The sequence below is a fragment of the Stappia indica genome, assembly GCF_001696535.1.
In the GTDB taxonomy this organism is placed as follows: Bacteria; Pseudomonadota; Alphaproteobacteria; order Rhizobiales; family Stappiaceae; genus Stappia; species Stappia indica.
This window is the reverse complement of the sequence record NZ_MBQE01000001.1, coordinates 1,649,424-1,674,474: the sequence shown is the minus strand read 5'-3', so window position 1 is coordinate 1,674,474 and position 25,051 is coordinate 1,649,424. Positions and strand designations below refer to the sequence as shown.

The 25,051-nt window shown below is 67.9% G+C and carries 17 protein-coding genes; 12 read left to right on the top strand and 5 right to left on the bottom strand.

Going from position 1 to position 25,051, the window contains the following annotated elements:
• Positions 1-77: 77 nt before the first annotated feature.
• The 8 genes from BBX35_RS07855 (at position 78) to BBX35_RS07820 (ending at position 12,333) form a co-directional block, all read left to right on the top strand.
• Positions 78-1,025, top strand: coding sequence for a metal ABC transporter solute-binding protein, Zn/Mn family (locus BBX35_RS07855; RefSeq protein ID WP_244271578.1), 948 nt, complete (start codon positions 78-80; stop codon positions 1,023-1,025).
• Positions 1,026-1,040: 15 nt separating this feature from the next.
• On the top strand, positions 1,041-1,865 hold the full coding sequence (locus BBX35_RS07850; protein WP_083206082.1) for a metal ABC transporter ATP-binding protein: 825 nt from the start codon (positions 1,041-1,043) through the stop codon (positions 1,863-1,865).
• Positions 1,865-3,109: a metal ABC transporter permease gene (locus BBX35_RS07845; RefSeq protein ID WP_067217883.1), complete on the top strand. Its 1,245-nt coding sequence runs from the start codon at positions 1,865-1,867 to the stop codon at positions 3,107-3,109. The genes BBX35_RS07850 and BBX35_RS07845 overlap by 1 nt, the downstream gene beginning before the upstream one ends.
• Positions 3,109-4,032 carry a metal ABC transporter permease gene (locus tag BBX35_RS07840; RefSeq protein WP_067217881.1) on the top strand — a complete coding sequence of 308 codons (924 nt, stop codon included), beginning with the start codon at positions 3,109-3,111 and terminating at the stop codon, positions 4,030-4,032. Before BBX35_RS07845 ends, BBX35_RS07840 begins: the two co-directional genes overlap by 1 nt.
• A gap of 250 nt (positions 4,033-4,282) precedes the next feature.
• Positions 4,283-6,631, top strand: coding sequence for a hypothetical protein (locus BBX35_RS07835; RefSeq protein ID WP_067217878.1), 2,349 nt, complete (start codon positions 4,283-4,285; stop codon positions 6,629-6,631).
• A gap of 6 nt (positions 6,632-6,637) precedes the next feature.
• Positions 6,638-7,738: a hypothetical protein gene (locus BBX35_RS07830; RefSeq protein ID WP_141687833.1), complete on the top strand. Its 1,101-nt coding sequence runs from the start codon at positions 6,638-6,640 to the stop codon at positions 7,736-7,738.
• Positions 7,731-8,690 (top strand): hypothetical protein, encoded by a 960-nt coding sequence (locus BBX35_RS07825; RefSeq protein ID WP_067217872.1) that lies wholly within the window; start codon positions 7,731-7,733, stop codon positions 8,688-8,690. Before BBX35_RS07830 ends, BBX35_RS07825 begins: the two co-directional genes overlap by 8 nt.
• Entirely contained in the window at positions 8,659-12,333 is a 3,675-nt protein-coding gene (locus tag BBX35_RS07820) for a PLL family lectin (protein ID WP_141687832.1), read from the top strand. The genes BBX35_RS07825 and BBX35_RS07820 overlap by 32 nt, the downstream gene beginning before the upstream one ends.
• A 97-nt stretch (positions 12,334-12,430) precedes the next feature.
• Here BBX35_RS07820 and yghX read toward each other — a convergent pair whose 3' ends face one another.
• The 3 genes from yghX to BBX35_RS07805 all read right to left on the bottom strand — a co-directional run bounded on the left by yghX (position 12,431) and on the right by BBX35_RS07805 (position 15,989).
• Entirely contained in the window at positions 12,431-13,351 is a 921-nt protein-coding gene (gene yghX, locus BBX35_RS07815) for a YghX family hydrolase (RefSeq protein ID WP_067217867.1), read from the bottom strand.
• A 161-nt stretch (positions 13,352-13,512) separates the two neighbouring features.
• On the bottom strand, positions 13,513-13,812 hold the full coding sequence (locus tag BBX35_RS07810; protein WP_067217865.1) for a GNAT family N-acetyltransferase: 300 nt from the start codon (positions 13,810-13,812) through the stop codon (positions 13,513-13,515).
• Positions 13,813-14,081: 269 nt separating this feature from the next.
• Complete coding sequence (locus tag BBX35_RS07805) at positions 14,082-15,989, bottom strand: PhoX family protein (RefSeq protein ID WP_067217863.1); 1,908 nt, start codon at positions 15,987-15,989, stop codon at positions 14,082-14,084.
• 160 nt (positions 15,990-16,149) lie between these two features.
• Here BBX35_RS07805 and BBX35_RS07800 point away from each other — a divergent pair, with 160 nt between their 5' ends.
• The 3 genes from BBX35_RS07800 (at position 16,150) to BBX35_RS07790 (ending at position 20,135) form a co-directional block, all read left to right on the top strand.
• Entirely contained in the window at positions 16,150-17,040 is an 891-nt protein-coding gene (locus tag BBX35_RS07800) for a metal-dependent hydrolase (RefSeq protein WP_083206081.1), read from the top strand.
• On the top strand, positions 17,037-17,858 hold the full coding sequence (locus BBX35_RS07795; protein WP_067217860.1) for a class I SAM-dependent methyltransferase: 822 nt from the start codon (positions 17,037-17,039) through the stop codon (positions 17,856-17,858). Before BBX35_RS07800 ends, BBX35_RS07795 begins: the two co-directional genes overlap by 4 nt.
• A 105-nt stretch (positions 17,859-17,963) precedes the next feature.
• Positions 17,964-20,135, top strand: coding sequence for an esterase-like activity of phytase family protein (locus tag BBX35_RS07790; RefSeq protein ID WP_067217857.1), 2,172 nt, complete (start codon positions 17,964-17,966; stop codon positions 20,133-20,135).
• Between the two features lie 67 nt (positions 20,136-20,202).
• Here BBX35_RS07790 and BBX35_RS07785 read toward each other — a convergent pair whose 3' ends face one another.
• The gene (locus BBX35_RS07785) at positions 20,203-20,907 is read right to left on the bottom strand and encodes a class I SAM-dependent methyltransferase (RefSeq protein WP_083206080.1); all 705 of its coding nucleotides are present in this window, start codon (positions 20,905-20,907) and stop codon (positions 20,203-20,205) included.
• A complete protein-coding gene (mnmA, locus tag BBX35_RS07780; protein WP_067217855.1) occupies positions 20,907-22,091 on the bottom strand; it encodes a tRNA 2-thiouridine(34) synthase MnmA in 1,185 nt (394 codons plus the stop codon). The genes BBX35_RS07785 and mnmA overlap by 1 nt, the downstream gene beginning before the upstream one ends.
• A gap of 403 nt (positions 22,092-22,494) precedes the next feature.
• On the opposite strand from mnmA, the gene BBX35_RS07775 reads away from it, so the two are divergent.
• Positions 22,495-25,050 (top strand): flagellar hook-length control protein FliK, encoded by a 2,556-nt coding sequence (locus tag BBX35_RS07775; protein ID WP_067217853.1) that lies wholly within the window; start codon positions 22,495-22,497, stop codon positions 25,048-25,050.
• Position 25,051 lies beyond the last annotated feature (1 nt).

The following is a 25,051-nucleotide window of genomic DNA, read 5'->3' as shown; positions in this document are numbered from 1 at the left end:
AGCCGTGCAGCCGCCGCAGAACCACGGGACGGCAGCACATGCGCAGCAGCATCTTCAGCAGGCTTCGACGGATTGCGATGGCAGGCGCCTTCGCGCTTGCGACACTCGGTATGCTAGCGCCCACCGGAGCGCGGGCAGAGACCCCGCTGTCGGTCGTAGCGACCACCGGCATGATCGCCGATGCGGCCCGCCAGATCGGCGGCGACCGGGTGAGCGTGCGTGCCCTGATGGGGCCGGGCGTCGATCCGCATGCCTATCGCCAGACCCGCACGGACATCGCCGCCATGGTGCGGGCCGACCTGGTGCTGTGGCACGGTCTCTATCTGGAGGCGCAGATGGAGGGCTTCCTGCAGGAGCTCGCCGCCCGGAAGCCGGTCGTCGCGGTGGCCGAAAGCCTGCCGCGCGAGTTGCTGATCTCCCATGTCGACTATTCCGACAAGTTCGACCCGCATGTGTGGATGGATCCGCGGCTATGGTCGCGTGTCGTCGAGACGGTGCGCGAGGCACTGGTCGCGGCGCGGCCCGAGGACGCGGAGGTCTTCGCCGCCAATGCGAAGGCCTATCTCGACCGGTTGAGCCAGCTTGCCGACTACTCCGACAAGGTTTTCGCCAGCGTGCCCGAAACCGCGCGTGTCCTGGTCACCGCCCATGACGCCTTCAGCTATTTCGGCAGGGCTCAAGGGTTCGAGGTGCTCGGCATCCAGGGCATCTCGACCCAGAGCGAGGCGGGGCTGCAGCGGGTGGCGGAGCTCGTCGACATTCTCGTCCAGCGCAAGATCGGCGCCGTCTTCGTGGAAAGCTCGGTCTCCGACAGGTCGGTGCGGGCCCTGATCGAGGGCGCGGCGGCAAGGGGCCACACCGTCGTCATCGGCGGCGAGCTGTTCTCGGACGCGATGGGCGCGGACGGCACCTATGAGGGCACCTATCCGGGCATGATCGATCACAATGCCACGACCATCGCCCGCGCCCTTGGCGGCTCTGCGCCCGAGCGCGGCATGTCCGGGCAGCTGGCGAACGGAAGCTGAAGGAGCACGACGGTCATGCAAGCGCGCGACAGGATCGAACTGGTGCAGGGGCCGGAGGCGGAAGCCGCGGCGCGGGCGGAGGCGGCGCGGGCGGCGATGGCCTTGCGGGAGATCACGGTCTCCTATGGCGAGAGCCCGGCGGTGTTCTCCGTCGACGCTACGTTCCCGCGCGACAGCCTCGTTGCCATCGTCGGCCCGAACGGCGCCGGCAAGTCGACCCTGCTGAAGGCGGCGCTCGGCGTCGTGCCGCGGCTGTCCGGCACCGTCACCGTCTTCGGCACGCCGCTGGAGCGGGCACGCGAGCGGGTCGCCTATGTGCCGCAGCGTGCCTCGGTCGACTGGGATTTCCCGACCCGTGTCATCGACGTGGTGATGATGGGACTCTACCGTGAGCTCGGATTGCTCCGTCTGGTGCGGGCGAGCTACCGCGAGCGCGCGCTTGCCTGTCTTGCCCGCGTCGGCATGGCGGATTTCGCCACGCGCCAGATCGGCCAGCTGTCCGGCGGACAGCAGCAGCGGGTGTTCCTGGCCCGCGCCCTGGCGCAAGGGGCCGATCTCTACCTGCTGGACGAGCCTTTCGCCGGCGTCGATGCGGCGACCGAGAAGGCGATCATCGACGTGCTGAAGGAGCTGAAGGGCGAGGGGCGTACCGTCGTTTGCGTGCATCACGACCTTGCGACCGTTGCCGACTATTTCGACCGGGTGCTCCTGATCAACACCCGCCGCATTGCCGAAGGTCCGGTCGGCGAGGTCTTTACCGCCGAGAACCTTCAGGCGACCTATGGCGGCCGGCTGGCCTCCGCCCATATCGATCAGTTGCGCCTGTCGGAGCAGAGGTGATGCCGGTTCCGATCACTCCCTTCGAGGTGTTCGTTTCCGCGCTGCTGCTGCAGGCCGGCTACAATGCCGCGCTGGTCGCCATCGGCGCGGGGCTGCTCGGCATCGCCGCCGGGGCGGGCGGCACCTTCCTGTTCCTGCGCAAGCGGGCGCTGGTGAGTGATGCCATCGCCCATGCGACGCTGCCGGGCGTCGGCATCGCCTTCCTCGTGATGGTCGGCTTCGGCCTCGACGGGCGCAGCCTGATCGGCTTGCTGGCGGGGTCGGCGCTTTCGGCCGCGCTCGGACTTCTGTGCGTCGAGTGGATCACCCGTCGCACCCGCCTTGCCGAGGACACGGCGATCGGTGCGGTGCTGTCCGTCTTCTTCGGCTTCGGCATTGTCCTGTTGACAGTGATCCAGACCCTCTCTCAGGGACGGCAGGCGGGGCTGGAAGGCTTCCTGCTCGGCTCGACGGCGGGCATGCTCTACCAGGACGCGGTGGTGATCGCGCTCGGCGGTGCGCTCGCAGTGCTCGCCCTCGTCGCCCTGCGCCGGCCGATGACGCTGGTCTCTTTCGATCCGGGTTTCGCCGCCGCGCTCGGTCTCAACACCCGCCGCATCGATCTTGCCATGATGTTGCTGGTGCTCGCCGTCACCGTGACGGGGCTGAAGATCGTCGGGCTGGTGCTGGTGGTGGCGCTGCTGATCGTGCCGCCGGTCGCTGCCCGGCTGTGGAGCGAGCGGACCGACCATGTGGTGCTGATCGCCGGCGCCGTGGGCGGGGTGTCCGGCTATGCGGGTGCGGCCATCTCCGCCGCGGCGCCCGGCCTGCCGACCGGGCCGATCATCGTGCTGGTGGCCTTTGCGCTTTTTCTTCTGTCCCTTGCCTTCGCGCCCGGGCGCGGCGTGCTGGCCGCGGCGATCCGCCACCGACGCTTCCAGCTGCGCCTGCATCGGCGTCAGGGACTGCTGTCGCTGGCGCGCGGCGAGCCGATCTTCGATCCGCTGACGCTGAAGGTCCTGCGCCGCGAAGGGTTGATCCGTCCCGACCGGGTGCCGACCGAGGCCGGGCGCATCGAGGCGGGCCGCGCGCTCGTCGACGAGCGCCGCTTCGAGGTAGCCCGCCGGATCCACCGGGACGATCCGCTGAGCCATCGCTACGACGGGCTGACGCCCATCGCTGCGGTGTTGACGGGCGACGAGATCGCCGAGATCGACCGCATGCTGGCCGCTTCGGCGACCCTGCGGCGCGGGGAGGCAGTCTGATGGGTGCCGAGTTCGTCCAGCTGTCGCTGACGCCGATCCTGATCGGCGTGCTCGCGGCGATTGCCTGCGCCCTGCCGGGCAACTTCCTGATCCTGCGCCGGCAGGCGCTGATCGGCGATGCCATCAGCCATGTGGTGCTGCCCGGCATCGTCGTCGCCTTCCTGGTGACCGGCAGTCTCGCGAGCCTGCCGATGCTGCTTGGCGCCGCCGGGGCGGCGCTGGTCGCGGTCCTCCTGATCGAGACCATCCGCCGGCTCGGGCGTATCGAGCCGGGTGCGGCGATGGGTGTCGTCTTCACCGCGATGTTCGCCGGCGGCGTGCTGCTGCTGGAGCAGAGCGACACCAGCGGCGTTCATCTCGATGTCGAACATGCGCTCATGGGCAATCTGGAGAGCCTGATCTGGTTCGATGCGACCGGTTGGGGCTCGCTGCTGGACCCGGCGGCCCTCGCCGGCCTGCCGCCCGAGCTGCCGCGCATTGCGCTGGTCGCCGCCGCGATGACCCTGCTGATGCTGGTGTTCTGGAGGCCGCTGAAACTCTCCACCTTCGATGAGGGCTTTGCGGCCACGCTCGGCCTGCCGGTGCGGCTGATCGGGCTGGCGCTGGTTGCCGCCTCCGCCGTTGCCGCCGTTGCGGCTTTCGATGCGGTCGGCTCGATCATCGTCATCGCCATGTTCATCTGTCCGCCGGCAACCGCCCGGCTGATGACCGAGCGGCTGGAACGTCAGGTCGCCTGGAGCGCGGTTTTTGCGGCGCTCTCCGCCGTTCTCGGTTATGTGCTGGCCGGCTATGGGCCGCAGTGGTTCGGCGCTGCCAATGCGGTCAGCGCGGCCGGCATGATCGCCACCGTGTCCGGCGTGATCCTGGCCATCGCCTGCCTCGTCGCGCCACATCGCCGGCGTATCGGCCAGCCTGCTGCCTGACAATTCCGCCGATGATGTGCATATGATTCCGTTTTTGCCTCGTAAAATATGAAAATTATCAATTTACTCTGCGTAATCATGAAAGCTTTGAGAAAATGGTAATTTCAATTTCGACTTGAAAGAGCCGCTTCTATTCGAAAATAGGATCAATATTGCAGCTTCTATCGATTGTGTGAGGTCGGCCTCGGTGCGAATGTTCGCGCATAGAGTGCATTCCAGATTCATTCAATTTTTTCGATGGAGGGCTGTGATGTTCGACGTCTCGAGCGTTCGCGAGATCGAGTACGGCGCCAGCGGCGTCACCTATGTCTACCAGGACCACGACGATCCCAAGCTCTGGTACATGGTGCCGGTTCCGCGGCTGCGGACGCTGGACGGCGCACCCTCCTTCGGGTTGACCGAGTACACCTCCAACGGCGGCGGCATCGCCGGCCTTTGCACCTTCGAGATGGAGCTGGTGCAACCGGTCGAGGCGCGCCGCGCGGCCGAAGAGATTCTCGGCAACGACATTTCCTGGGGCGGCTTCGTGTGGGTGGGCGGTACGGCCTATTTCTACTACGACATCGCCGGCGAGAATCAGGTTCTGGCGGTCGAGCCGACGCTCTACGGCACCAATGTCGCGGCCTTCCAGATCGAGCTGGCGACGCCGGAAGCGGTCAACAGCTTCAAGAACGCCTTCAGCGGCGATGCGGGCGGCGCCTCGACCTTCCGCGTCGAATACGAGATGCAGGTTCTCACCAAGCTGCTCGGCGCCAAGGCCACGGTGATCTACACCGCCGAGGCGGCCATCGAATACGAGAAGAAGTACAAGACCGTTCGCGACACCTGGGGCAATCAGAAGCAGGTGCTGCAGGAGGTCAAGCAGGTGCTGCGCCAGTCGGGCGCCGGCGAAGTGAAGGTCGAGCTCGGGCCGGGCAGCAGCGACGAGCTGGCCCAGCGGGTGCGCGACTGGGGCTGGACGACGCTGGAAAACCAGGTGGCCAACACGGTGGCGGCGGCGGCCGTCATGGCGACGGGCCCCAATCCCGTCTCGGCAACGACCTCGTTCAACCAGACCTACCAGGAAGACACGGTGATCGACTGGTCGACGCCGGTGAGCAGCTTCATGCGCCGCTTCTCCTCCGACGAGTGGAAACAGGTCTTCACCAAGGTCGACAACCGCAAGCTCTCGGTGGTGTTCAACCTGATCGGCGAGCTCAACCGCTCCGGCACGGACGATCCCGTGGCCGAGACCGTGACCGTGACCGTCACCTATCCGACCCGCAAGACGGACAACACGTTCACGCTGATCGTGACCGACGGCGACCAGTCCTCGAAGATCTACGAGGCGCCGGGCGACTTTTCCGGAGGCAGCTACAATCCGGAATTCACCTACAGCTACGTGATCAACTTCAAGGACGGCAAGACCTTCCAGAGCGACCCGATCACCACGACGGACACGCTGGTCAACATCACGCCGAACGTCTTCGGCACACGGCAAGTGACGTTTATCGGCCAGAACATTCCCTTCACCGGTCCGGCCGGCGTGCGGGAGGTCAATATCGACTTCTTCTTCGCGCCGCCGGCGGGCAATCCGGCCATCGTCCAGACCAAGACCCTGACCGGTAACGGGGTCGAGAACGGCGTCCGCTTCGACAGCTTCTACAACCTGCCCATCGGCCAGAACTACAGCTACCGGCTGCGCTACCAGATGGCCGACAACAGCGAGATCGTCTCCGAGCCGCCCGGCGCCCTGTCGTCGGCCCCCGACTTCACGGGATCGGGCAATGCGGACATCGTGTTCGTCGCCGATCCGAAGGGGCTGTTCACCCAGTTCACGCTGCGCGCGTTCAACTACACGACAGAAACGACGACGCTGCTGCTGGTCGACGTCAACGCCCAGTATTTCGACCCGCTCAACAACGGCGACAGCTGGCTGGCGGAGAACACCTGGTCGAACTGGCAGCCGACGGGCCTCCTGAGCTTCGCCGAGCCGCGCTGGAACTTCCAGGCGGTCGACAACACCAACAATGCCTATTTCAACCTCTCCGGCACGATCTTCTATTCGAATGGCGAGAGCTTCACGCTCGACGGCTATCGGCAGTCGAGCGAATACAAGACCCTGACGATCACCAACACGGTGCAGAACTACAGCATCAAGGTCGACAGCAGCCTCATCGACTGGACGCAGGTTTCCAGCGTCAACCTCACCATGTTCCAGCTGAAGCCGCAGGCGCGGGAGAGGTTCGGCAAGTCCGTGCCGGCCTTCCTGACCCGGCCGCGCCACGAGATGAGTCGCGCGGAGCGGGTCGAGGCCGAGGCCTCGCAGCAGAACGTCATCCTGTTCAGCCTGCTGGGCGCGCCGTCGGGCGTCGTCGTCGACAATCTGGAGCGGTTCTACGGCATCCAGCGGCCGATCGCCGAACCGACGATCGAGTTCTATTACACGGCCGTCTATGTGTTGAAGGACGGTACGACCCGCGAGCTGGCGAACCAGGAAGTCTCCGGCCGCCTGTCGGTTGAACTGCCGGCGCTGCCGCCGGCGACCGTGACGCCCGGTCTCGTGCATCAGGTGATCGAGCCTGAGGCGCTGGCCGTGCGGATGCGCCAGGGCGGGTGACCGGTCATGCATCCGCCGATCCCGTCCGGGAGCGCGCGGTTGCAGCAGGGGCCGGGGGGCGTATCCCCGGCACCGCTCCCTTCCTTGCGGGCGGGGGCTGGCCCGGCTGCGGCCGTTTCGACGCTCGACCGCCTGCTGGCGGCGGCCCGTATCGTGCTGCCGCCGGAGATCCTGAAGGCCGGCCAACCGGCAAGCGACCTGACGCCTTCGGGTGCCCCGCTCGAGGCAGCCTTCGTCTGGGCCGATAGCGAGCCGGGCTGCGATCCGCGCATCAGTCTCGACCCTGCTCCCGGGGCACAGCCCGAAAGCCGGCTCGAGGCGGCGCTGTCGCTCTGCCGGGCGGTCTCCGGCACTGAGCCGGCGCCCGACGTGTTGCGGCTGGCCAAGCGGCTGTCCTGCTGGCAGCAACGGGCGGGGTGCCGTTACGGCGCCTGGGCGGGCCTGCGCCCGGGCGAAGCCGGTGGTCTTGCGGCGAAGCTCTATCTCGAGGTGGCGTCCCTCATCGACGCGAAAGGCCGCCCGCTCTGGGCCGCCTTCGAAGAGCGGCTTGCCGGCGTGCCGCCGGTTCTGGCGGGCCGGAACCTGCGGCCGACCATGGCAGGTGTCACGCCGGATGGCGGGCTGCTGGAACTCTATTATCGCACCGATCCGCTGTTTGCCGGCGATCTCGACACGCTGATGACTCGTTTCGGCCTTGTCCCGCGGGGGCAGGAGGTCCGTCGGCTGGTCGAGCGGCTGACCGGGCGCAGCGTCCGCTTCGAGATCCCCTCCAGCGACATCGGCTTTTCCGTCGCCTTCCGGCTGGCGGGCGAAGGCCGGGCGCAGCGCGCCCGTGCGGTGGCCTTCACCTTCTATTCGAACGCTGCCGCCCTGCTCGGCCCGGACGCGCGCATCGCCGATGCGCTGCTCGCCGAGGGTGCGGCGCGCGGCTGGGACATGACGGCCTACCGACAGGCCTTCGCGGCCTTTGACACCTGGCACAGCGAGGGCGAGGCCCCGCTGCAGCGGCACGGGCTCATCGGCATGGTGCTGGCGGGTGAGGAGCCGCCGCGCGTCACGGCGACGCTCGCGCTGCCGGTTCCGCACACGGGAGGTCGCGATGGCTGAGCCCGTCCCGCATCCGGCTGATCTTTTGGCCGATCTTCTGGCCCTGCAGGCTCCGTCCGGGGCGTTCCCCTCGCAGGTGGAAACGCCGGCGGGGGTGATCGCCGACGAAAGCTGTTTCGTCACCGCGCAGGTGGCGCTGCTGTTTGCCGCGCTCAGCCGCAGCGAGGCGGTAACCCATGCCCATGCGCGGGCGCTCGATTTTCTCGAGACTTGCGAGGACGCGAACCTGCCGGGGGCCTTCCGCTTTTATCCGCAAGGGGGAAGTGGACCTCGCCTGATCGACAGCCTGCCGCCGGATGCGGACGACACGGCGCTCGCCTGGATGGCGCTGGTCGCCGGCCGCCGCCGGGATGCGCGCGAAGGGCTGGTGCGGCTTGCGGGCCTGTTGCCGCGCCTTGCCTGCGGGCCGCTGCGGCGCGGAGATCCGCCGTTCGCGCGGGCGCCGTTGTTGCGCACCTGGTTTCTGGACGGCGATCCCGGTCCTGTCGACCTGACGGTCAATCTCAACGTGCTGGCGGCGCTTGCCGCCTGCGGCGCTGGGCGCTCGGGCTGTGCGCTCACCGCGTTGATGCCGCGGCTTGCCGGGCGCATCTCCGCAGCCTTTGCGCCGCACGCGCCGACCCGTTCGGCGATGCGGGTGCTCAGTCCCTACTACGCCGATCCGGCGGAGCTGGCGATTGCCGCACTGCGTGCGAGGGCCTGCGGCGCACCCGGCCTCGACAGCCTTGCCGCATCGCTCGCCCCGGTGGACGCACGCGACCGTGCCGACCGCCGTCCGCAGGATCGCCCCCTTTACTGCAACGCCCATGGTCGCCCGCTCTGGCGCGCGCCGGCACTGCAACTCGCCCGGCGGCTTGCCGACCGGGCGGCGTCCCCTTTCGACCTGTCTCTTTCACCGGCCAGATTTTCGGGAGGTTTCCATGATTGCGATGCCCAGGTCCGTTTTTGCTGAACTCGACACGGGCGAGCGCCCGGCAGCGCGCGCCAGTACCAAGTACATGGAGACCTTCCAGCTCTCCCGGCCCGCGCTCGGCGGCACCGATATCGTCACCTACGCCAATGGCGCCGGCGATCTCGACCTCTACACCATCGGCACGGGAGGCGAGATCTACCGCCTGCGCCGCGGCGAGAAGTCGATGGCGCCCTATGAGGACACCGACCTGCACATTCGCGGGCGTCAGTTGTTCCTCTACACGTCCGGCACGGAAGGCAGCGACACGCCCAACATCATGACGCTGGGCGACAGCGGGCAGCTGTCGCTGGCCGAATACCAGGCGACCACCGGCAGCTATTACCAGCGCGAGACCAAGCCGCGCGATGCAGGCGAGACCATCCGCCAGTTCCGCGGCGCGCGCGGCATCACCGGCAATGTCTATGTCAATGTCATGCTCGACGTGCCGGGCGAAGATTACGGCTTGCTCGCCAACAATTTCTTCAAGCCGGGCACTAGCGAATGGGCGGGGCCCGTCTGGGCGCCGGTGATGGGACCGGGCGGCACGCAGGCGCAGGTCAAGAGCATCGCCATGGTGGCCAACAGCTCCGTGCAGTCAGCGATCTTCGCCATCGGCAAGGACAATTCGGTCCTGTTCAGCGAGACCAGCGACCGCACCTCGGCGCTGCGGGTGTTAGGGCCCAAGAAGGCGACGGCGCTCTATGTCGTTGCGGATGCCAACGACCGGCTGGCGATCTTCGCGGTCGAGCAGGGCACCGGCAAGCTCTTGCTGAAAAAGGAGAAAAAGTACCAGTCGGGCACGGTGAAGCAGTTCGACGACTGGATCCAGGTTGATCCCGCGCAGAGTGTGCCGCTGACCGAGATCTACGCCTCCGTCACCTTCGACGACCTGCTGCAGGTCTTCGGCATCGGCACCGACGGGCGGCTGTGGCGCGCCGGGCAGGCGCCGGGCAGCGGGCGCAGCGCCGAGCCGGTGTGGCAGACGCTGTTTCCGCTCGGCAATGCGATCCCGGCAGATCCGGGATCCAAGGCGACGATCTTCACCGTCGGGCGCGACCGGGCCGGCTATGCGGAGGCCTATACCGTGTCGGCGGTGGGCGATCTCACCCGCTTCTGGCAGTCGCCGACCTCGCGCCAGTGGTTCGACCAGCGCATCGACCTGCTGCGCCAGGACAACGACATGGTGCCGGTGGAGACCCATGCGCTGGAGGTGGTGGTTCTGGACGAAGACGGCATGCCGCTGTCCTTCGCGCCGGTCTCGATCCAGGCCTCGTTCCTTGTGACCCTGTTCGTCGACGGCCGCTCCTACCGGTGCAGCCAGCTCAACCGGGTTGCGGCGCAGACCGGGCCGGGCGGCAAGCTGGTGATCTACCAGCAGGCGACGGCGCTGGCAGCAGCGACGGTCTATATCGAGACGCCGGGAACGCTGGCCGGCACGCCCATCGTGGTGGAGCCGAACCTGCAGCTGCAGGAAAAGCTCGCCAGTCTTTCGGTTGCCGACATCAAGAACGCTAAGGATGCTTCCGGCAACTACCTGCTGCCGGCGCAGTATCGCTCCAGCGACGAGTATGCGCAGAGCCTGCAGCAGATCACCCAGGCGTCAATGGACATTGCCGGCCAGCGCGAGACGCCGGCCGCGCGGGTGGTCTATCACACGGTCTCCCGGCGCAAGGCGGCGCGGGGCTTCGATCCGCGGCTGGATCTCCGGGCCATGTCCGGTACAGCCTGGTCCATCGACTTCAGCTCCGGCTTTCCGCAATACCAGCCGATGACGCTCGCGCAGGTGGCCGACTGGAAGGGCGAGCGGCTGGCAGCGATGCGGGCCTCGGCGGCCAACGACGACCGCGCCGAGGTCGCCGGGTTCCTCGGCATCGACTGGGGCGATGTGTGGAACGGCATCAAGAACGCGGCGAATTACGTCATCGACGGGCTGACCAAGATCGTCGTCGAGATCATCGACGGTATCGGCCGGGTGCTGTTCGAGATCGCCGGCAAGGTGTTCGAGGCGATCATCGAGTTCGTCCAGCAGGCCTTCGACTTCGTGCAAGGGGTCTGGAACTGGTTGAAGGTGAAGCTGCGCCAGCTGTTCGAATGGCTCGCCTTCCTGTTCAACCTCGGCGACTTCCAGCGCATGGCCGAGGCGGTGGAACACAACACCCGGGTGCTGCTCGACTTCACGGCGGCGGGCGTCGACCACGTCAAGGACATGATCCTGTCGGGCATCGACACCTTGAAGGAGTCGCTCCAGTCGGTCGTCGACACGATGATCGACGAGCTCAACAAGGACGACAATCCGACCTACGACCAGTTCTCGTCGCAGCAGGAGATGACCGACGAGCAAGCCTATGAAATGGAGCACAATCTGTTCTCCAACGCCTATGAGCAGAATGGCGGCAAGGCGGACGAGAAGGGCGGCGGCGGGGCGGCCAGCCTGATGCGGTCGACCGCCTTGTCGAGCGCGCTCGACGGGCTGCTGGCGATGATGGAGGACCTTGCCAACAACTTCCAGTTCGGCGACGGCAAGGAGGCTTTCGACGAGGCGCTGACCTTCTTCACCGCCATCGGCGATGACCCCAACAACGCGCTCAACCTCCTGATGAGCGGTGTCATCAAGCTGATGGAGAGCGTCGCCCTGTTTGCGCTCGACGCGGCCAAGGGCGTCATTGCGACGCTGATGGATCTCGTGCGGGAGGTGGTGGAGTCGTTCCGCGACGTGCTGTTCTCGGAATGGGAAATCCCGGTCCTGTCGCAGCTCTACAAGTTCTTCACCGGCAAGACCCTGTCGATCCGGGTCAGCCAGATCGCCTCGTGGCTGGTCGCGATCCCGGCAACGCTGATCTACAAGCTGGCGACCGGCAAGGCGCCGTTCCCCGACCAGGCCTCGCTCGACGCCTACAAGAACTACGTCACCGTCGACTGGGTGAAGTCGAAATTCGGCATGACGACGCAAAAGCAGGTTCTGTTCGACAGCACGTCGGAGAAGGTGGTGGCCGGCGTCTCGCTCGGCATCTATGCCGCCGCGATGGTGGTCCGCATCTTCACCGACGGGCTTACCGGCTTCCTCGGTTCCACCGGTGCCATGCCCGACCAGGGCAGCAAGGTGCCGGAGGGGCTGAAGACCTATTCGAAGAGCTGGACGCCGAAGGGCAAGAACCTCGCGGGCCTTGCCGCCGTGCTGATGCGCTACGTCACCACCTTCGCGACCATGCCCTGGCTGATCCGGCCCGGTTCGCCGGCGCCGAGCTGCCCGGCCGGCGATCCCGGCTTTGCCGGCGTCATCTGGATCTGCCAGGTGATCGCCGGGCCGACGCGCGGGCTCCTGATCCTCGCAACACTCAGCGGCAAGGCGCGCACCTATACCGGCGAGCTGACGATCACGCTATGGGGCTTTGCCAATATCGGAATGATTTCATGGAATTACGCGGCAAGTCCCAAAAAGGACAAGCTTGCCAAGCTCGGCCTGTCGCGGGCGCTGACCAATGTCATTCCGGGTCAGGCCACCCGCTTCCTGTTCGTGCCCGACGTGCAGGAGGCGCTTTACTACGTGCCGGCGATCATCGGCGAGGCGCTGATCGTCGTCGGCAATCTCGGCTCTGCCGGCGTCGCCGTCTGGGAACTCACGGAAGTGGTCAAGGACGAGTGAGGCGACGCTTGGCGGTGGTCCGGGAGGAGGGGCGGCGCCCTTCTCCCGGGCCCTTCCCGGTACGCGGGCGGGGCATGGCTCCGCCCGTTTTCGCGTGTCAGGCCAGATGCTTGCGGAAGAAGGCGATGGTCCGCTCTTCCGCCAGCTTCGCCGCCGTCTCGTCGTAGCGGGGCGTCGTGTCGTTGTGGAAGCCGTGGTTGGCGCCCGGATAGAAATGCACCTCATAGCTCTTGCCGTGCTGCTGCAGGGCCGCCTCGTAAGCGGGCCAGCCAGTGTTGATGCGCTCGTCGAGCCCGGCATAGTGCAGCTGCAGCGGTGCCTCGATCGACGACACGCCGTCAAGCGGTGCCTGGCGGCCGTAGAAGGGCACGCCCGCGCCCAGCTCCGGATAGGCGACCGCCAGCGCGTTGACCACGCCGCCGCCATAGCAGAAGCCGACGGCGCCGACCTTGCCGGTGCTGTCGTCGCGGGCGACCAGATGCTCGAAACCGGCAAAGAAGTCGTTGAGCAGCCTGGTCGCATCGACCGTACGCTGCAGTTCGCGGCCGCGGTCGTCGTCTCCTGGATAGCCGCCGACCGAGGTCAGCCCGTCGGGCGCCAGCGCCATGAAGCCGGCCTTGGCCATGCGCCGGGCGACGTCCTCGATATAGGGGTTGAGGCCGCGGTTCTCGTGAATCACCAGCACCGCCGGCAGCTTGCCGGTGCTGCCTGCCGGGCGCACCAGATAGGCGTTGACCGTGCCGTGCCCGTTCGGAGAATCGTAGGTGATCCGCGAGGTCTCGATGGCGGGATCGTCCGGGGCGACCTGCCGGGCGAGCGCGTAGTCGGGCGAGAGCTGGCGCAGCAGCGCCAGCGCGGTGACGCCGCCGACGGCGAACTTGGCCGCCCGGTCGAGAAATTCGCGGCGGTCGATCCGGCCGTGCGCGTAGAAATCGTAGAGCTCCAGCAGCTCCTGCGGAAAGTCCTTCGCGGTCTTCCGCGGGGCTGGCGCGCCGTCGATCCCAGACAAGTCGTCCATCGGTTCTCCTCCGTCGCGCGAGGCTCCGTCCAGCGCCGCCGACTCCCATGATGTGGTGAGACTGCAGACTATGACATGGAGTGCGACGGAAAAAAGACCATTTCCATCGGTGTTTTCGACGGATTGGTCGGCAAGGAGGACCTGGCGAGACCGCCGCTGCGTCAGACGTTGAAGGCGTCCGCCCACTCCGGATGCTTCTTGCGCTGGGCGTTGACGAAGGGGCAGAGCGGCATGATCCGGAAGCCTTTCTCGCGCGCGTCGGCGACCAGCCGCTCGACCATGGCAAGGCCGATGCCGGTGCCGCGCATGCTCTCCGGGACGCCGGTATGGTCGGCGATGACCAGCGTCTCGCTGGCGATCGAGAAGGTCAGTTCGGCCTCGCCTTCGCGGCCCTCGACACGGGCGACGTAGCGTCCCTTGCTGCCGGATTGCTCGAGTTCGATGGTGATCGCGTCGGTCATCGCTGTCTCCCTGATCGGCCCTTCGGGGCGGGCCGGTTCGCGATCGCGATCCTGTCAGTCAAGTGCAGGTTGGCGCAAGCGCCGGCTCGAAATTGCCGTTCGAACCGCCTTGAGACGATTTTGCAAAATTTTGCGAAATTTCGAGAATCGGCCTCCCAAACTCTCTCAATCGTCTCAAAAATCCGGCGCGCCGCTTTCGCCGCGCGCCGGGTCGTTTCGCCCGCCCGCAAACGGGGACAGGGCGGGGATAAGTGCGGTCCGGGGCCGCCTCAGCCGACCGGCGCGTTGTCCGCCCGCTTGATCGCGATCACGCTGGAGCGGGCGAGCTTGCCGTCGCCGTCCGGGAAGGGCGCCTTCGGATGCTGGATGCCGACGAACATGGTGCGGCGGTCGGCCGACCAGGTCAGGCCGGTCACCTCCGAGCCGACGGGCGCGGTCAGGAAGCGCTCGATGCGTCCGGTCGCCGGGTCGCCCGCCAGCATCTGGTTGTTGCCCTGTCCGGCGAAGTCGCCCTCGTTGCTGTCCTCGCCGTCGGTCTGGATCCACAGGAGGCCGGTCGTGTCGAACATCATCCCGTCGGGCGAGTTGAACATGTTGCCCTCGTTGACGTTGTCCGAGCCGCCATAGGCATCCTTGTGCACGGCCGGGTTGCCGGCCATGACGAAGAGGTCCCAGGCGAAGCTGTCGGCGGCGTGGTCATCGCCGTCCGGATACCAGCGCACGATCTGGCCGTACTGGTTCTCGGCGCGCGGGTTCGGCCCGCCGACCGGCGTCTCGTCGCCGCCGGCATTCGGCTTGACGCCCCGGCGCGTGTTGTTGGTCAGGGCGCAGTAAGCCTCGACCGCGACCGGGTTGACCGCGACCCATTCCGGCCGGTCCATCGTGGTGGCGCCGACCTTCGAGGCGGCGACGCGCGTGAAGACGGCGATCTCGGCCGCCGACATGCTGGTCGCCTCCGGCGTCAGCGCGACCCACTCGCCCTTGCCGTCGTCGGCAAAGCGGGCGACGGAGAGCGTGCCCTCGTCCAGCAGGCCCGAGGTGTCGGCGCCCGGCGTGTAGAGGCCGCTCGAGACGAAGCGGTAGAGAAACTCGCCGCGCTCGTCGTCGCCCATGTAGACGACGACGCGACCGTCGCGGGCCAGCGTCAGCGCCGCGTTCTCGTGCTTGAAGCGGCCGAGGGCGGTGCGCTTGACCGGAACGGAAGCCGGGTCGGACGGGTCGATCTCGACGATGTAGCCGGCGCGGTGCGGCTCGTTCGGGTTCTTCGAGACATCGAAGCGGGCGTCGAACTTCTCGTAGGAATAGACGCTTTTGGCGCCGATGCCGTAGCGCTTGTAGTGCTCGGGCAGGGCGAAGGCCTCGTCCGTCGAGCCGAAATAGCCGTTGAAGTTTTCCTCGCAGGTCAGGTAGGTGCCCCACGGGGTGCGGCCCGCGCCGCAATTGTTGAAGGTGCCGAGCGAGGCGGTGCCGGTCGGATCGGCCTCGGTCTTCAGGAGGTCGTGGCCGGCGGCCGGACCGGAAAGGCGCATCTGCGTGTTGTGGTCGATGCGCCGGTTGAGCGGGCTGTCGACGACGATGTGCCAGCCGTCCTCGCCTTCCGCGACTTCCATCACCGTGACGCCCTGCAGGTTCTGCAGCTTGCGCACGTCGTCAGCGCTTGCCGGGGTACCCTTGTCGTTCTTCGGCAGGTTCAGCTTCGGGTTGACGTATTCGTGGTTGACCGCGATCACCTGGCGGCCGCCGACGACGAACAGCTCCATGCCGTCGGTGTTCTCGCCGAAGGTCCGGGCGGAGCTGGCGACATCGCCGCCGGTCTCGTGGTCGAACTCGCCGGCATCGGAAAACAGCGGGTCGCCCCAGCGTGCCAGCACCTGCCAGGTGTAGCCCTCGGGCACGTGGACCGTGGCGTCGGTGGCGATCGGCACGGCCGTGAAGGCGAAGCGCGAGGTCGCGGCTTCGGCCGAGACGGACGACAGCAGGCCGGTCACGCCGGTCCCGAGGCCCATGGCGGCAGCGCCCGAGCCATAGGCCAGAACGCCCAGGAAACCACGGCGGCTCAGCGCGCGCTCGACCACCTGGTCGAAGCCGGTCGCCTGCGGGCCGGGGCGGCGGGCTTCGTCGAATGCGTCGAAGGAAAAGTCCTCGAAATCGATGTCGGGCTGGGTGTCGCGATCCATGCTGGCTCTCCTGTCGCTGGCCGGAAGCGGGCCGCATCGGCGGCCTCTGGCTGGACCCTAGCGCCGGTGTGACTCATATGTGTGACGGAGGCTCGGGACGTCTTGCAAGGGCAGCTCGCTCATTTTACGTTGCGTCCAACATTCCAGAAGGTCCGTATTAATGACGAGCGCAACCATGCCCGGTTGGGCAGGCGAGCATGACGACGACGAGATCGTGCCGCGCGACATCCGCTTCAACATCTCCGGCAATCCGGAGCGCCACTGGTTCGACGGCGATCCGATGCGCACCGCGATGTTCGACGCCTTCTCGATCTTCCTGCCCGAAGGCGAACGGTTCTTCATCCGCTCGCTGAAGCACTATACGTCCAAGCTCGGCGACCCGGAACTGATCAAGGAAATCAACGGCTACGCGGTGCAGGAGGCGTTCCACACGCGCGAGCACGAAGACTACAACCGCACGCTGGCGAGGCTCGGCTACGACGTGGAGGCGATGGAGCGGCCGGTGAAGTCGGTGCTCGGCAGCGTCAACGTGCCCCTGTTGCGGCTGGCGGTGACCTGTGCGGTCGAGCATCTGACGGCAAACTTCTCGACCATGACGCTGCGCCACCAGAAAATCCTCTCCAACGCGCACCCGGCCTATCGGCGCCTGTGGATGTGGCACGCGCTGGAGGAACTGGAACACAAGGCGGTCGCGCTCGACGTCTACAAGCGGGCAGCGGCCGGCATGCCGGCCTGGAAGCGCTACGGGCTTCGCGTTTCGGCGATGAACCTCACGGCGGTCCATTTCGTGCGGATCTTCCTGCGCAACGTGCGCCTGCACGCGCAGGCCGACGGCATCCGCACCGGCTTCCGGTTCTGGTCGCGCTTCGCCTGGCTGCAGATGGTCTCGCCCGGCTATACGCGGGTCAGCCTCTGGTCCTTCCTGTGCTATTACATGCCGGGCTATGATCCGCGAAAGGTTGACGACAGCGACCTCATCCGCAAGGGGCGGGCCTGGCTTGCCAACGAGTATGCCGCCGACGGCGCGGCGCAGGAGACCCCCGCCCGATGACCAGCCGCGCCTTCGTCTACATCCTGCGTGCGGTCGAGCGCGGCGCCTTCCCGAAGAGCCGCAAATGGGCGTGGAAGCGGCTCTACAATCTCCTCTCCAGGACCTGGCGCGACAGCGACTGGCGCTTCATGAACTACGGCTACATGCCGGCGGGCGACGCCTTTGCCCTGACGGCGGAGGACGAGCCGGAGCGCGCCTTCATCGGGCTCTACCATCAGGCGATGGCCGGGCTGCCGGTCGAGGGCGCGCGCGTTCTGGAAGTGGGCTCGGGCCGGGGCGGCGGAGCGCGCTACATCGCCCGCTACATGGCACCGGCCGCGGTGACCGGCCTCGACTATTCGCCCGAGACGGTGCGGCGGGCGCGGCAGCTCAACGCCGACACGCCGAACCTTACCTTCGAGGTTGGCGATGCGGAGGCGCTGCCCTTTGCGGATGCGAGTTTCGACATCGTCGTCAACATCGAGTCCTCCCATTGCTACGCTAATGTGCCGGCCTTCGCCCGCGAAGTGGCGCGGGTGCTGGCGCCGGGCGGCTGCTTCACCTGGGCCGATATGCGTGCGGCGACCATGGTCGAGGGGCTGGACCGGGATCTCGGCGCATCGGGCCTGGTGCTGGAGAGCGAAACCAACCTGTCGCCGGGCGTGGTCAGCGCGCTCGACGCGGTCGACGAGCGCAAGATGAGCCGCATCCAGAAGACCGCCATGATGCGGCGGTTCCTGAAGGAGTTTTCCGGCGCCAAGGGCTCGATCCTCTATGGCACCTTGAAGTCCGGAGCCGTCGTGTACCTTGCCCGTCGCTACCACAAGCCGCTGGCATAAAAGGGTTTTTCAAGCTCAGTCCTGCTGTCAAGCAGATGTCATGTCCACCCCGTAACACTGCCGGACCGGCGTAAGCGCCGCCTGCCATTCTCGGGGGAAACATCCATGAAATTCTCGGTGCTCGGCGCGCTTGCCGCCGCGCTTCTCGGCTCGACCGTCGCGGCCTCCGCCGATCCGGTGTTCAACCGGATCGCCTCCTTCCCGGTCAACACCAACCTGCCGGCCGGCACGGACGGCAAGACCGAAACCTCGGCCGAGATCATCGCCGCGACCGCCGACGGGATGATACTGGTCTATTCCGACAGTCCGCTAGGCGGCGTCGGCTTCATCGACATCGCGGATGCGACGGCGCCGAAGCCGGCCGGGTTCGTCGGCCTCGACGGCGAGCCGACCTCGGTAGCGGTGCTGGGCGGCAAGGTGTTCGCCGGCGTCAACACCTCGGAGAGCTATACGGCGCCGTCCGGCCGACTGGTTGTCATCGACATTGCGACGCGCGACGTCGGCGCGTCCTGCGATCTGGGCGGCCAGCCCGACTCCGTTGCCCTGTCGCCGTCCGGCGACCTCGTTGCCGTCGCCATCGAGAACGAGCGCGACGAGGACCTGAACGACGGCGCGCTGCCGCAGATGCCGGCGGGCTTTCTGGTGCTGCTGCCGGTGAAGGACGGGCTGCCCGACTGCGCCAATGCCCGCAAGGTCGACCTGACGGGTCTTGCGGCCGTTGCCCCGGAAGACCCGGAGCCGGAGTTCGTCGACATCAACGCGGCCAATGAGGTCGTGGTGACGCTGCAGGAAAACAACCACATCGCCATCGTCGATGGCGCCAGCGGCGAGATCCTCTCGCATTTCCCGGCCGGGACCGTCGATCTGGAGAATGTCGATGTCGAGGAAGAGGGCGCGCTGACCTTCGACGGCACGCTGACCGGCGTTGCCCGCGAGCCCGATGCGGTGCAGTGGCTGGGCGGCGAGCGGCTGGTGATCGCCAACGAGGGCGACTACGAGGGCGGCTCGCGCGGCTTCACGATTCTGTCCAGGTCCGGCGAGGTGCTGCACGAGAGCGGTCTCGACTTCGAGTACCGGGTCGCGATGGCCGGCCACTATCCGGAGAAGCGCTCGGGCAACAAGGGCGTCGAGCCCGAGGGGCTGGAAGTCGGGCGCTTCGGCGACGACACGCTGATCTTCGTGCTGTCCGAGCGCGGCTCGGCCATCGGCGTCTATCGCGATACGGGCGCAGCGCCGGAGTTCGTCCAGCTGCTGCCGACGGGCGTTGCGCCGGAAGGGGCGGTCGCCATTCCCGGGCGCAACCTCTTCGCCGTCTCCAACGAGGCGGACCTCGTCGAGGAGACGGGCCTGCGCTCGCATGTGACGCTGTACGAGCGGGCGGAAGGGGTTGCCGCCTATCCGATGATCGTGTCGCGGATGGATAACGCGGGCCGGCCGATCGGCTTCGGCGCGCTTTCGGGCCTTGCCGCGGACCCGAGCGAGCCCGGCATTCTCTATGCGGTGAACGACAGCGCCTACGCGATGCAGCCGACGATTTTCCGCATCGATGCCAGCGCCCATCCCGCCCGCATCACCGATGCGATCCGCGTGACGCGGGCCGGCCAGCCGGCGCAGCTGCTCGATCTGGAAGGCATCGTCGCCGACGGCAAGGGCGGGTTCTGGCTCGCCTCGGAAGGGCGCTCCGACAAGCTGGTGCCGCATGCGCTCTACCGCGTCGACGGCAAGGGCGAGATCAAGGCGCAGGTCGCCTTTCCGCCGGAGCTGCTGGCGGGGGAGACCCGCTTCGGCGCCGAAGGCGTGACGCTGATCGGCGACACGCTGTGGATCGCGATCCAGCGTCCGTGGAAGGACGATCCGAAGGACACGGTGAAGCTGGTTTCCTACAACACCGCCACGAAGGAATGGGGCGCGGTGCGCTATCCGCTGGAGCGGGCGGAGACGGGCTGGGTCGGCCTGTCGGAGATCGCGCTCCATGGCGAGCACGTCTACCTCATCGAGCGGGACAACCAGATCGGCGACAATGCCCGGCTGAAGAAGCTCTACAAGGTGCCGGTCTCGGCGCTGGTGCCGGCGCCGCTCGGCGGCGAGCTGCCGCTGGTTGCCAAGGAAGAGGTGCGCGACTTCATCCCGGACCTGAAGGCGACAGGCGGTTACGTCGTCGACAAGATCGAGGGCTTCACGGTCGATGCCTCGGGCACCGGCTATGCGGTCACCGACAATGACGGCGTCGACGACAGCAACGGCGAGACGCTGTTCTTCTCCACCGGCAAGATGTGACACGGGAACCGGCGGGCCGGCATGCCGGCCCGTCGCTCGGTTTCTCCCGTTCAGGGGGCCCGGTCGGTCAGGCCTGGCGGCGGAAGACCATCATCGTGAAGAGGCCGAGCGGGCCGAGGCGCTCTTCGCGGACCAGCTCCATCGAGGTGTTGTCGAGCACCGTCTCGCGGCGGAACAGCGGGTCCCAGCCGAGGGTCGAGGCGAAGCGGGCAAGGCCGCGCTCGATCAGCGCCAGCAGGCCTTTGTCGGCGGCGAAATGGTTGACGATGATCACCGTGCCGCCGGGCTTCACCACCCGCTCCAGCTCCTTGAGCACGGCGGAGGGATCGGGCACCACGGTCATCACATACATGACGGTGGCGATGTCGAAGCGGGCCTCGTCGAAATCCATCTCGGAGGCGTCCATCGCCCAAAGGGTGGCGACGTTCTTCAGCTTCTTGCGGCGGACGCGCTCGCGCGCGCGCTCCAGCATCGGCTTCGACAGGTCGATGCCGGTAACGGTCAGGTTCTCGCCGTAGAGCGGCAGGGACAGGCCCGTGCCGACGCCGACCTCCACCAGCTCGCCGCTCAGCCGGTTGGCCTCGCGCGCGGCGGCGCGCTGGCCGAAGACCAGCGGCGCGGTGAAGACCCAGTCATAGACCGGCGCCCAGCGGGCATAGGCGCTTTCCACCGAACCGGTGGACAGGCCGGCGACGCGGGCAAGACCAAGGCGCTTGGCAACGCGCTCGGCAAGGCGACGCAGGCGGCTGACCGGGAAGAACTCGACATTCATTACAGGGATACCGCTGTGGCGGGCTCGGCGCGCGGGGCGGCGAGGCCGGAATTGACGGGAATGGTGCGTTCGATCCAGCCCCCGCCGAGAACGCGGGCGCCGTCGCCGTCGTCGTCGAAGAAGACGCAGGCCTGGCCCGGCGCGACGCCGGTCTCGCCGTCGACGAGATCGATCACCGCCCGGCCCTCGACGAGGCGCAGAACGGCAGGCTTGGGCGGGCGGGTGGACCGGACCTTGGCGTGCAGCTCGATGCCTTCCGGCGGGATGTCGGAAAGGCGTCCGGGGCCGATCCAGTTGACCTCGCGCAGCACGATCTCGCGGGTGCCGAGCGCCTCGCGCGGGCCGACGACGACGCGGCGCCCCTCGGCATCCAGGCGCACGACATAGAGCGGCTCGCCGGTGGCGATGCCGATGCCGCGGCGCTGGCCGATCGTGTAGTGGATGATGCCCTGGTGGGTGCCGAGCACCCGGCCGTCGACATGGACGATCTCGCCCGGCTCGGCGGCATTGGGCTTCAGCCGTTCGATGACGTCGGCATAGCGGCCCTGCGGCACGAAGCAGATGTCCTGGCTGTCCTGCTTCTCGGCGACGGTGAGGCCGAACTCGCGTGCGAGCTCGCGCGTCTGCGGCTTGGTCAGCCCGCCGAGCGGGAAGCGCAGGAAGTCGAGCTGCTCCTGCGTGGTCGCGAAGAGGAAGTAGCTCTGGTCGCGGTCGAGATCGACCGGGCGGAACATCGCGCGGTGGCCGTCTACGAGGCGCGAGCGGACATAGTGGCCGGTGGCCAGCACGTCGGCGCCGAGCGTGCGCGCGGTCTCCAGCAGGTCGGAGAACTTGACCGTCTGGTTGCAGGCGACGCAGGGGATCGGCGTCTCGCCGGCGATGTAGCTTTCGGCGAAGCGTTCGATCACCTTTTCGCGGAAGCGGTCCTCGTAATCGAGCACGTAATGCGGGATGCCGAGGCGCTCGGCGACGCGGCGGGCGTCCTGGATGTCCTGGCCGGCGCAGCAGGCACCGGCCCGATGCACCGCCTCGCCGTGGTCGTAGAGCTGCAGCGTGACGCCGATGACGTCGTATCCCTCGCGCTGCATCAGCCCGGCGACGACCGAGGAATCGACGCCGCCGGACATGGCAACGACGACGCGGGTGTCCTCCGGTCGCTTCTTGATGTCGAGACTGTTGAGCATGAATGTCACCTTGCGGTCCTGTCGGGATGCGGGCCGGCGGCCGCTGCGCGGCGGCTGTCGGGCTCTGCGCGGACGGTGCTGGAGGACGCGCGTGAGGTCTCTGTATCTGGCGGCCCGCTTCTGTTGCCCGCGACTATAGCGGATCACCCCGCCCATGGGAAAGGGGACGCCGACGCGCGGCAGGGCGGTTTTCGCCGCTTCAGCCCGGCAAAGCTTGCCACACCCGGCAAACTTTACCCGGCATGTGAGGCGCATGCGGCGATTCCGCAAGAGGTCGTTCACCGAAAAGGTCAGGATTTCCGCGACTTTTCCAATCTGGCCCGGCATTTGCTCTCCTTCCTTGCGAAAGATGGCGCCTGGCGGGAAATCCCCCTTCCGGCGCTTGAGAGTTGCGGAGATACGCGTGAACCTCGCAGGCCATATCCCGACGATTGCGACAGGCGTCATGGCGGCTGCCCGTACCGGCCTTGCCGGTGGCGGGGACGGCGCCAACGGCGCGTCCGGCGCGATGTCGGCTTTCGCGGCGCTGCTGGGTGCGGTGCCGGGCGGAACGGCGGTGCAGGGCGTGCTGCAGGTGGCCGGTGCGGCCATCGGCGGGGCGAGCGGCAACGCGGCGAATGGCGCAGCGAAAACTTCTGCGGGCGGTGTACCCGTCTCCGCCGGACGGGCGATCTCCACCGATCTGGCGGGCCGCGTCGATTTCGGCGAGACGGGCAGCATGCTGCCGCTCGATTTTCTTCAGCGCCTGATCGCGGGGACGCAGGCCGGCGTGCCGGCGGTCGGCCTCGCCGCGGGCGGCGAGGTGACTGCGGCAGCCGAGACCGCCGCGGGCGATGCCGATCCGGCACTGGCGGCCAAGGGCAAGGACAGCGGCGCGACCGGGATCCCCGGCATTCTCTCCGGGCTGATCGCGCAGAACGGCAAGGCGGCCGAGGTGCTGCCGACGGTGCCGGCCGGCAACAAGAAGGACGCCTCGGCGGCCGTCATCGGCGCTGTGGCGCTGCCGGCTGCGGATGGCGCCGATGCTGGCGTGATCGCGCAGGGCACTGCGACGGTCGCGGCGGATGCCGACGGCATCGTCTCCACCGGTGTTGCAGCCACGGGCGCTGCCGCCGCCTCGCTCGGCGCGGCGGCGGGCCAGCTTGCCGAACAGGCAGCCGTGGGGGCGCAGGCCCAGGCTGGGGTGTCGCTGGCTGCAAAGGCGGCCGGTCCCACTGGTGATCTGGAGATTGTCGCCGCAGCCGGTGCCAAGGCTGGCGAAACCGGCGAAACGAATGCCGCGAGCGCGGGCGCTGTCTCCGGCGAAGGCGACGCGGACGGCGATGTCGCGGCGCAAGCGCTGCGGCTGGCAACGGCCGCCAAGCGCGGCGGCGAGACGATTGCGACCAGCGGAACGAGCCCGCAGCCGGTTGTCGCGACTCAGCAGGCTGACGAGACCGCCGCTGCGGACGAGACCAAGAGTTCCGGCCCGGCGACGATCGCGGCAGGTCTTGCCGCGGGAACGGATGCCGAGCTTTCGCAGCCGGCCGGCAACGGCACGCCGACGCAGGCCGCACCGCTGGCTGGCGCGGCTGGCGATGTTGCCCTGCCGCAGGACCTTGCGGCGACGACGGACACCCGCGCACCGGCTGCCCAGACGGTGGCAGCGACGGCAACGGCAACCGGCGAGGCCGAACTGCAGGACGCCGCTGTCCGCACGGTCTCCGCGCCGACGCCGGCGCCTGCCGCAGCGCAGGCCGCTGGCCTGCAGATCAGCGCAGCCGCGGCGACGGCGGATGCGGGCGTTGCGGCTGGCGTCCGCGCCTCGGCTGCGGCGCGGATGCAGGCCGATGTGCCGGCAGGAAAGACGACCGGAGAGACGACCGCCGACACGACCGGGGACGGCGATGCCGCTCCGGCCAGCGGCGCGAAGACCGCGACCGCCACCGTGACGGCCGCCGATGCGGCGGCACGGGCTGCGGGCGCGGCGGTTGTCGCACGTGCGGCGGTGAGCAGCAGCACGCCGCAGGACAGCAAGGTGCCGGCGGACGCGAAGGTTTCGGTCACGGTCGAGACCGACGAGACGAACGTTGCGGCGAAGACCGAGGCGCCGGCAGGGCGGCCGCAGACGGGCGCGGCCCAGACGCAGGCCGTCGATACGGCGGTTGCCGCGGTTCTGCCGCGCGGCGCAGCTTCGGCCGAGGCACGCCATATCGCCATCGGCGAGGCGGAGAGCCTTGCGGCGGCGGACCTTTCGGCAAGCCTGTCGACGGGAAGCGATGCGGACGGCGACACCCCGGTGCCGGGTGCCAAGCCGCAGGCGCAGACGATACAGGGAACGGCGGTTGCCGACATGCAGCGCCCGGGCGTGAGCGCAGCGGCGCTCGCCTTCGCGGCGGCGATGACGGATGGCGCCGGCGAGACAAGCACCGACGCGCCGCTCGACGGCAGCTTCGATGGACGCATAGAGATCGGCCGCGCCGAGGCGCAGGCCCATGCTTCAACCGCCGCCTTGCGCGGATCGACGGCGGCGCTGCCACAGAACGTGGCAGTGGCAAGCGCTCATCTGGCGGCGGAAGTCGCCAGGTTTGCCCAGAAGGGGCAAACGCGCTTCCAGATCCGTATGGACCCGCCGGAACTCGGCCGGGTGGACGTTGAACTGAAAGTCTCGCGCGACGGCACGGTGAAGGCGCACCTTTCCGTGGAGCGGAGCGAGACGCTGGACATGTTCCTGCGCGACCAGCGCGGGCTGGAGAGGGCACTCGATGCCGCCGGCCTCAAGCTGGACAGCGGAGGACTCGAAATGTCGCTGAAAAACCAGAATGGTTTCGCCGGATTCGACCGGGGCGAGGGCGGTCACGACCGCTTCGCCGCGGGCGAGGGCGGCGGCCTCCAGAAGGAGGACGGCGACACGCTGCCGATGGCAGCGGCACGGGCCTATGTCACCGGCGCGAGCGGCGCCCTCGACATACAGATCTGAA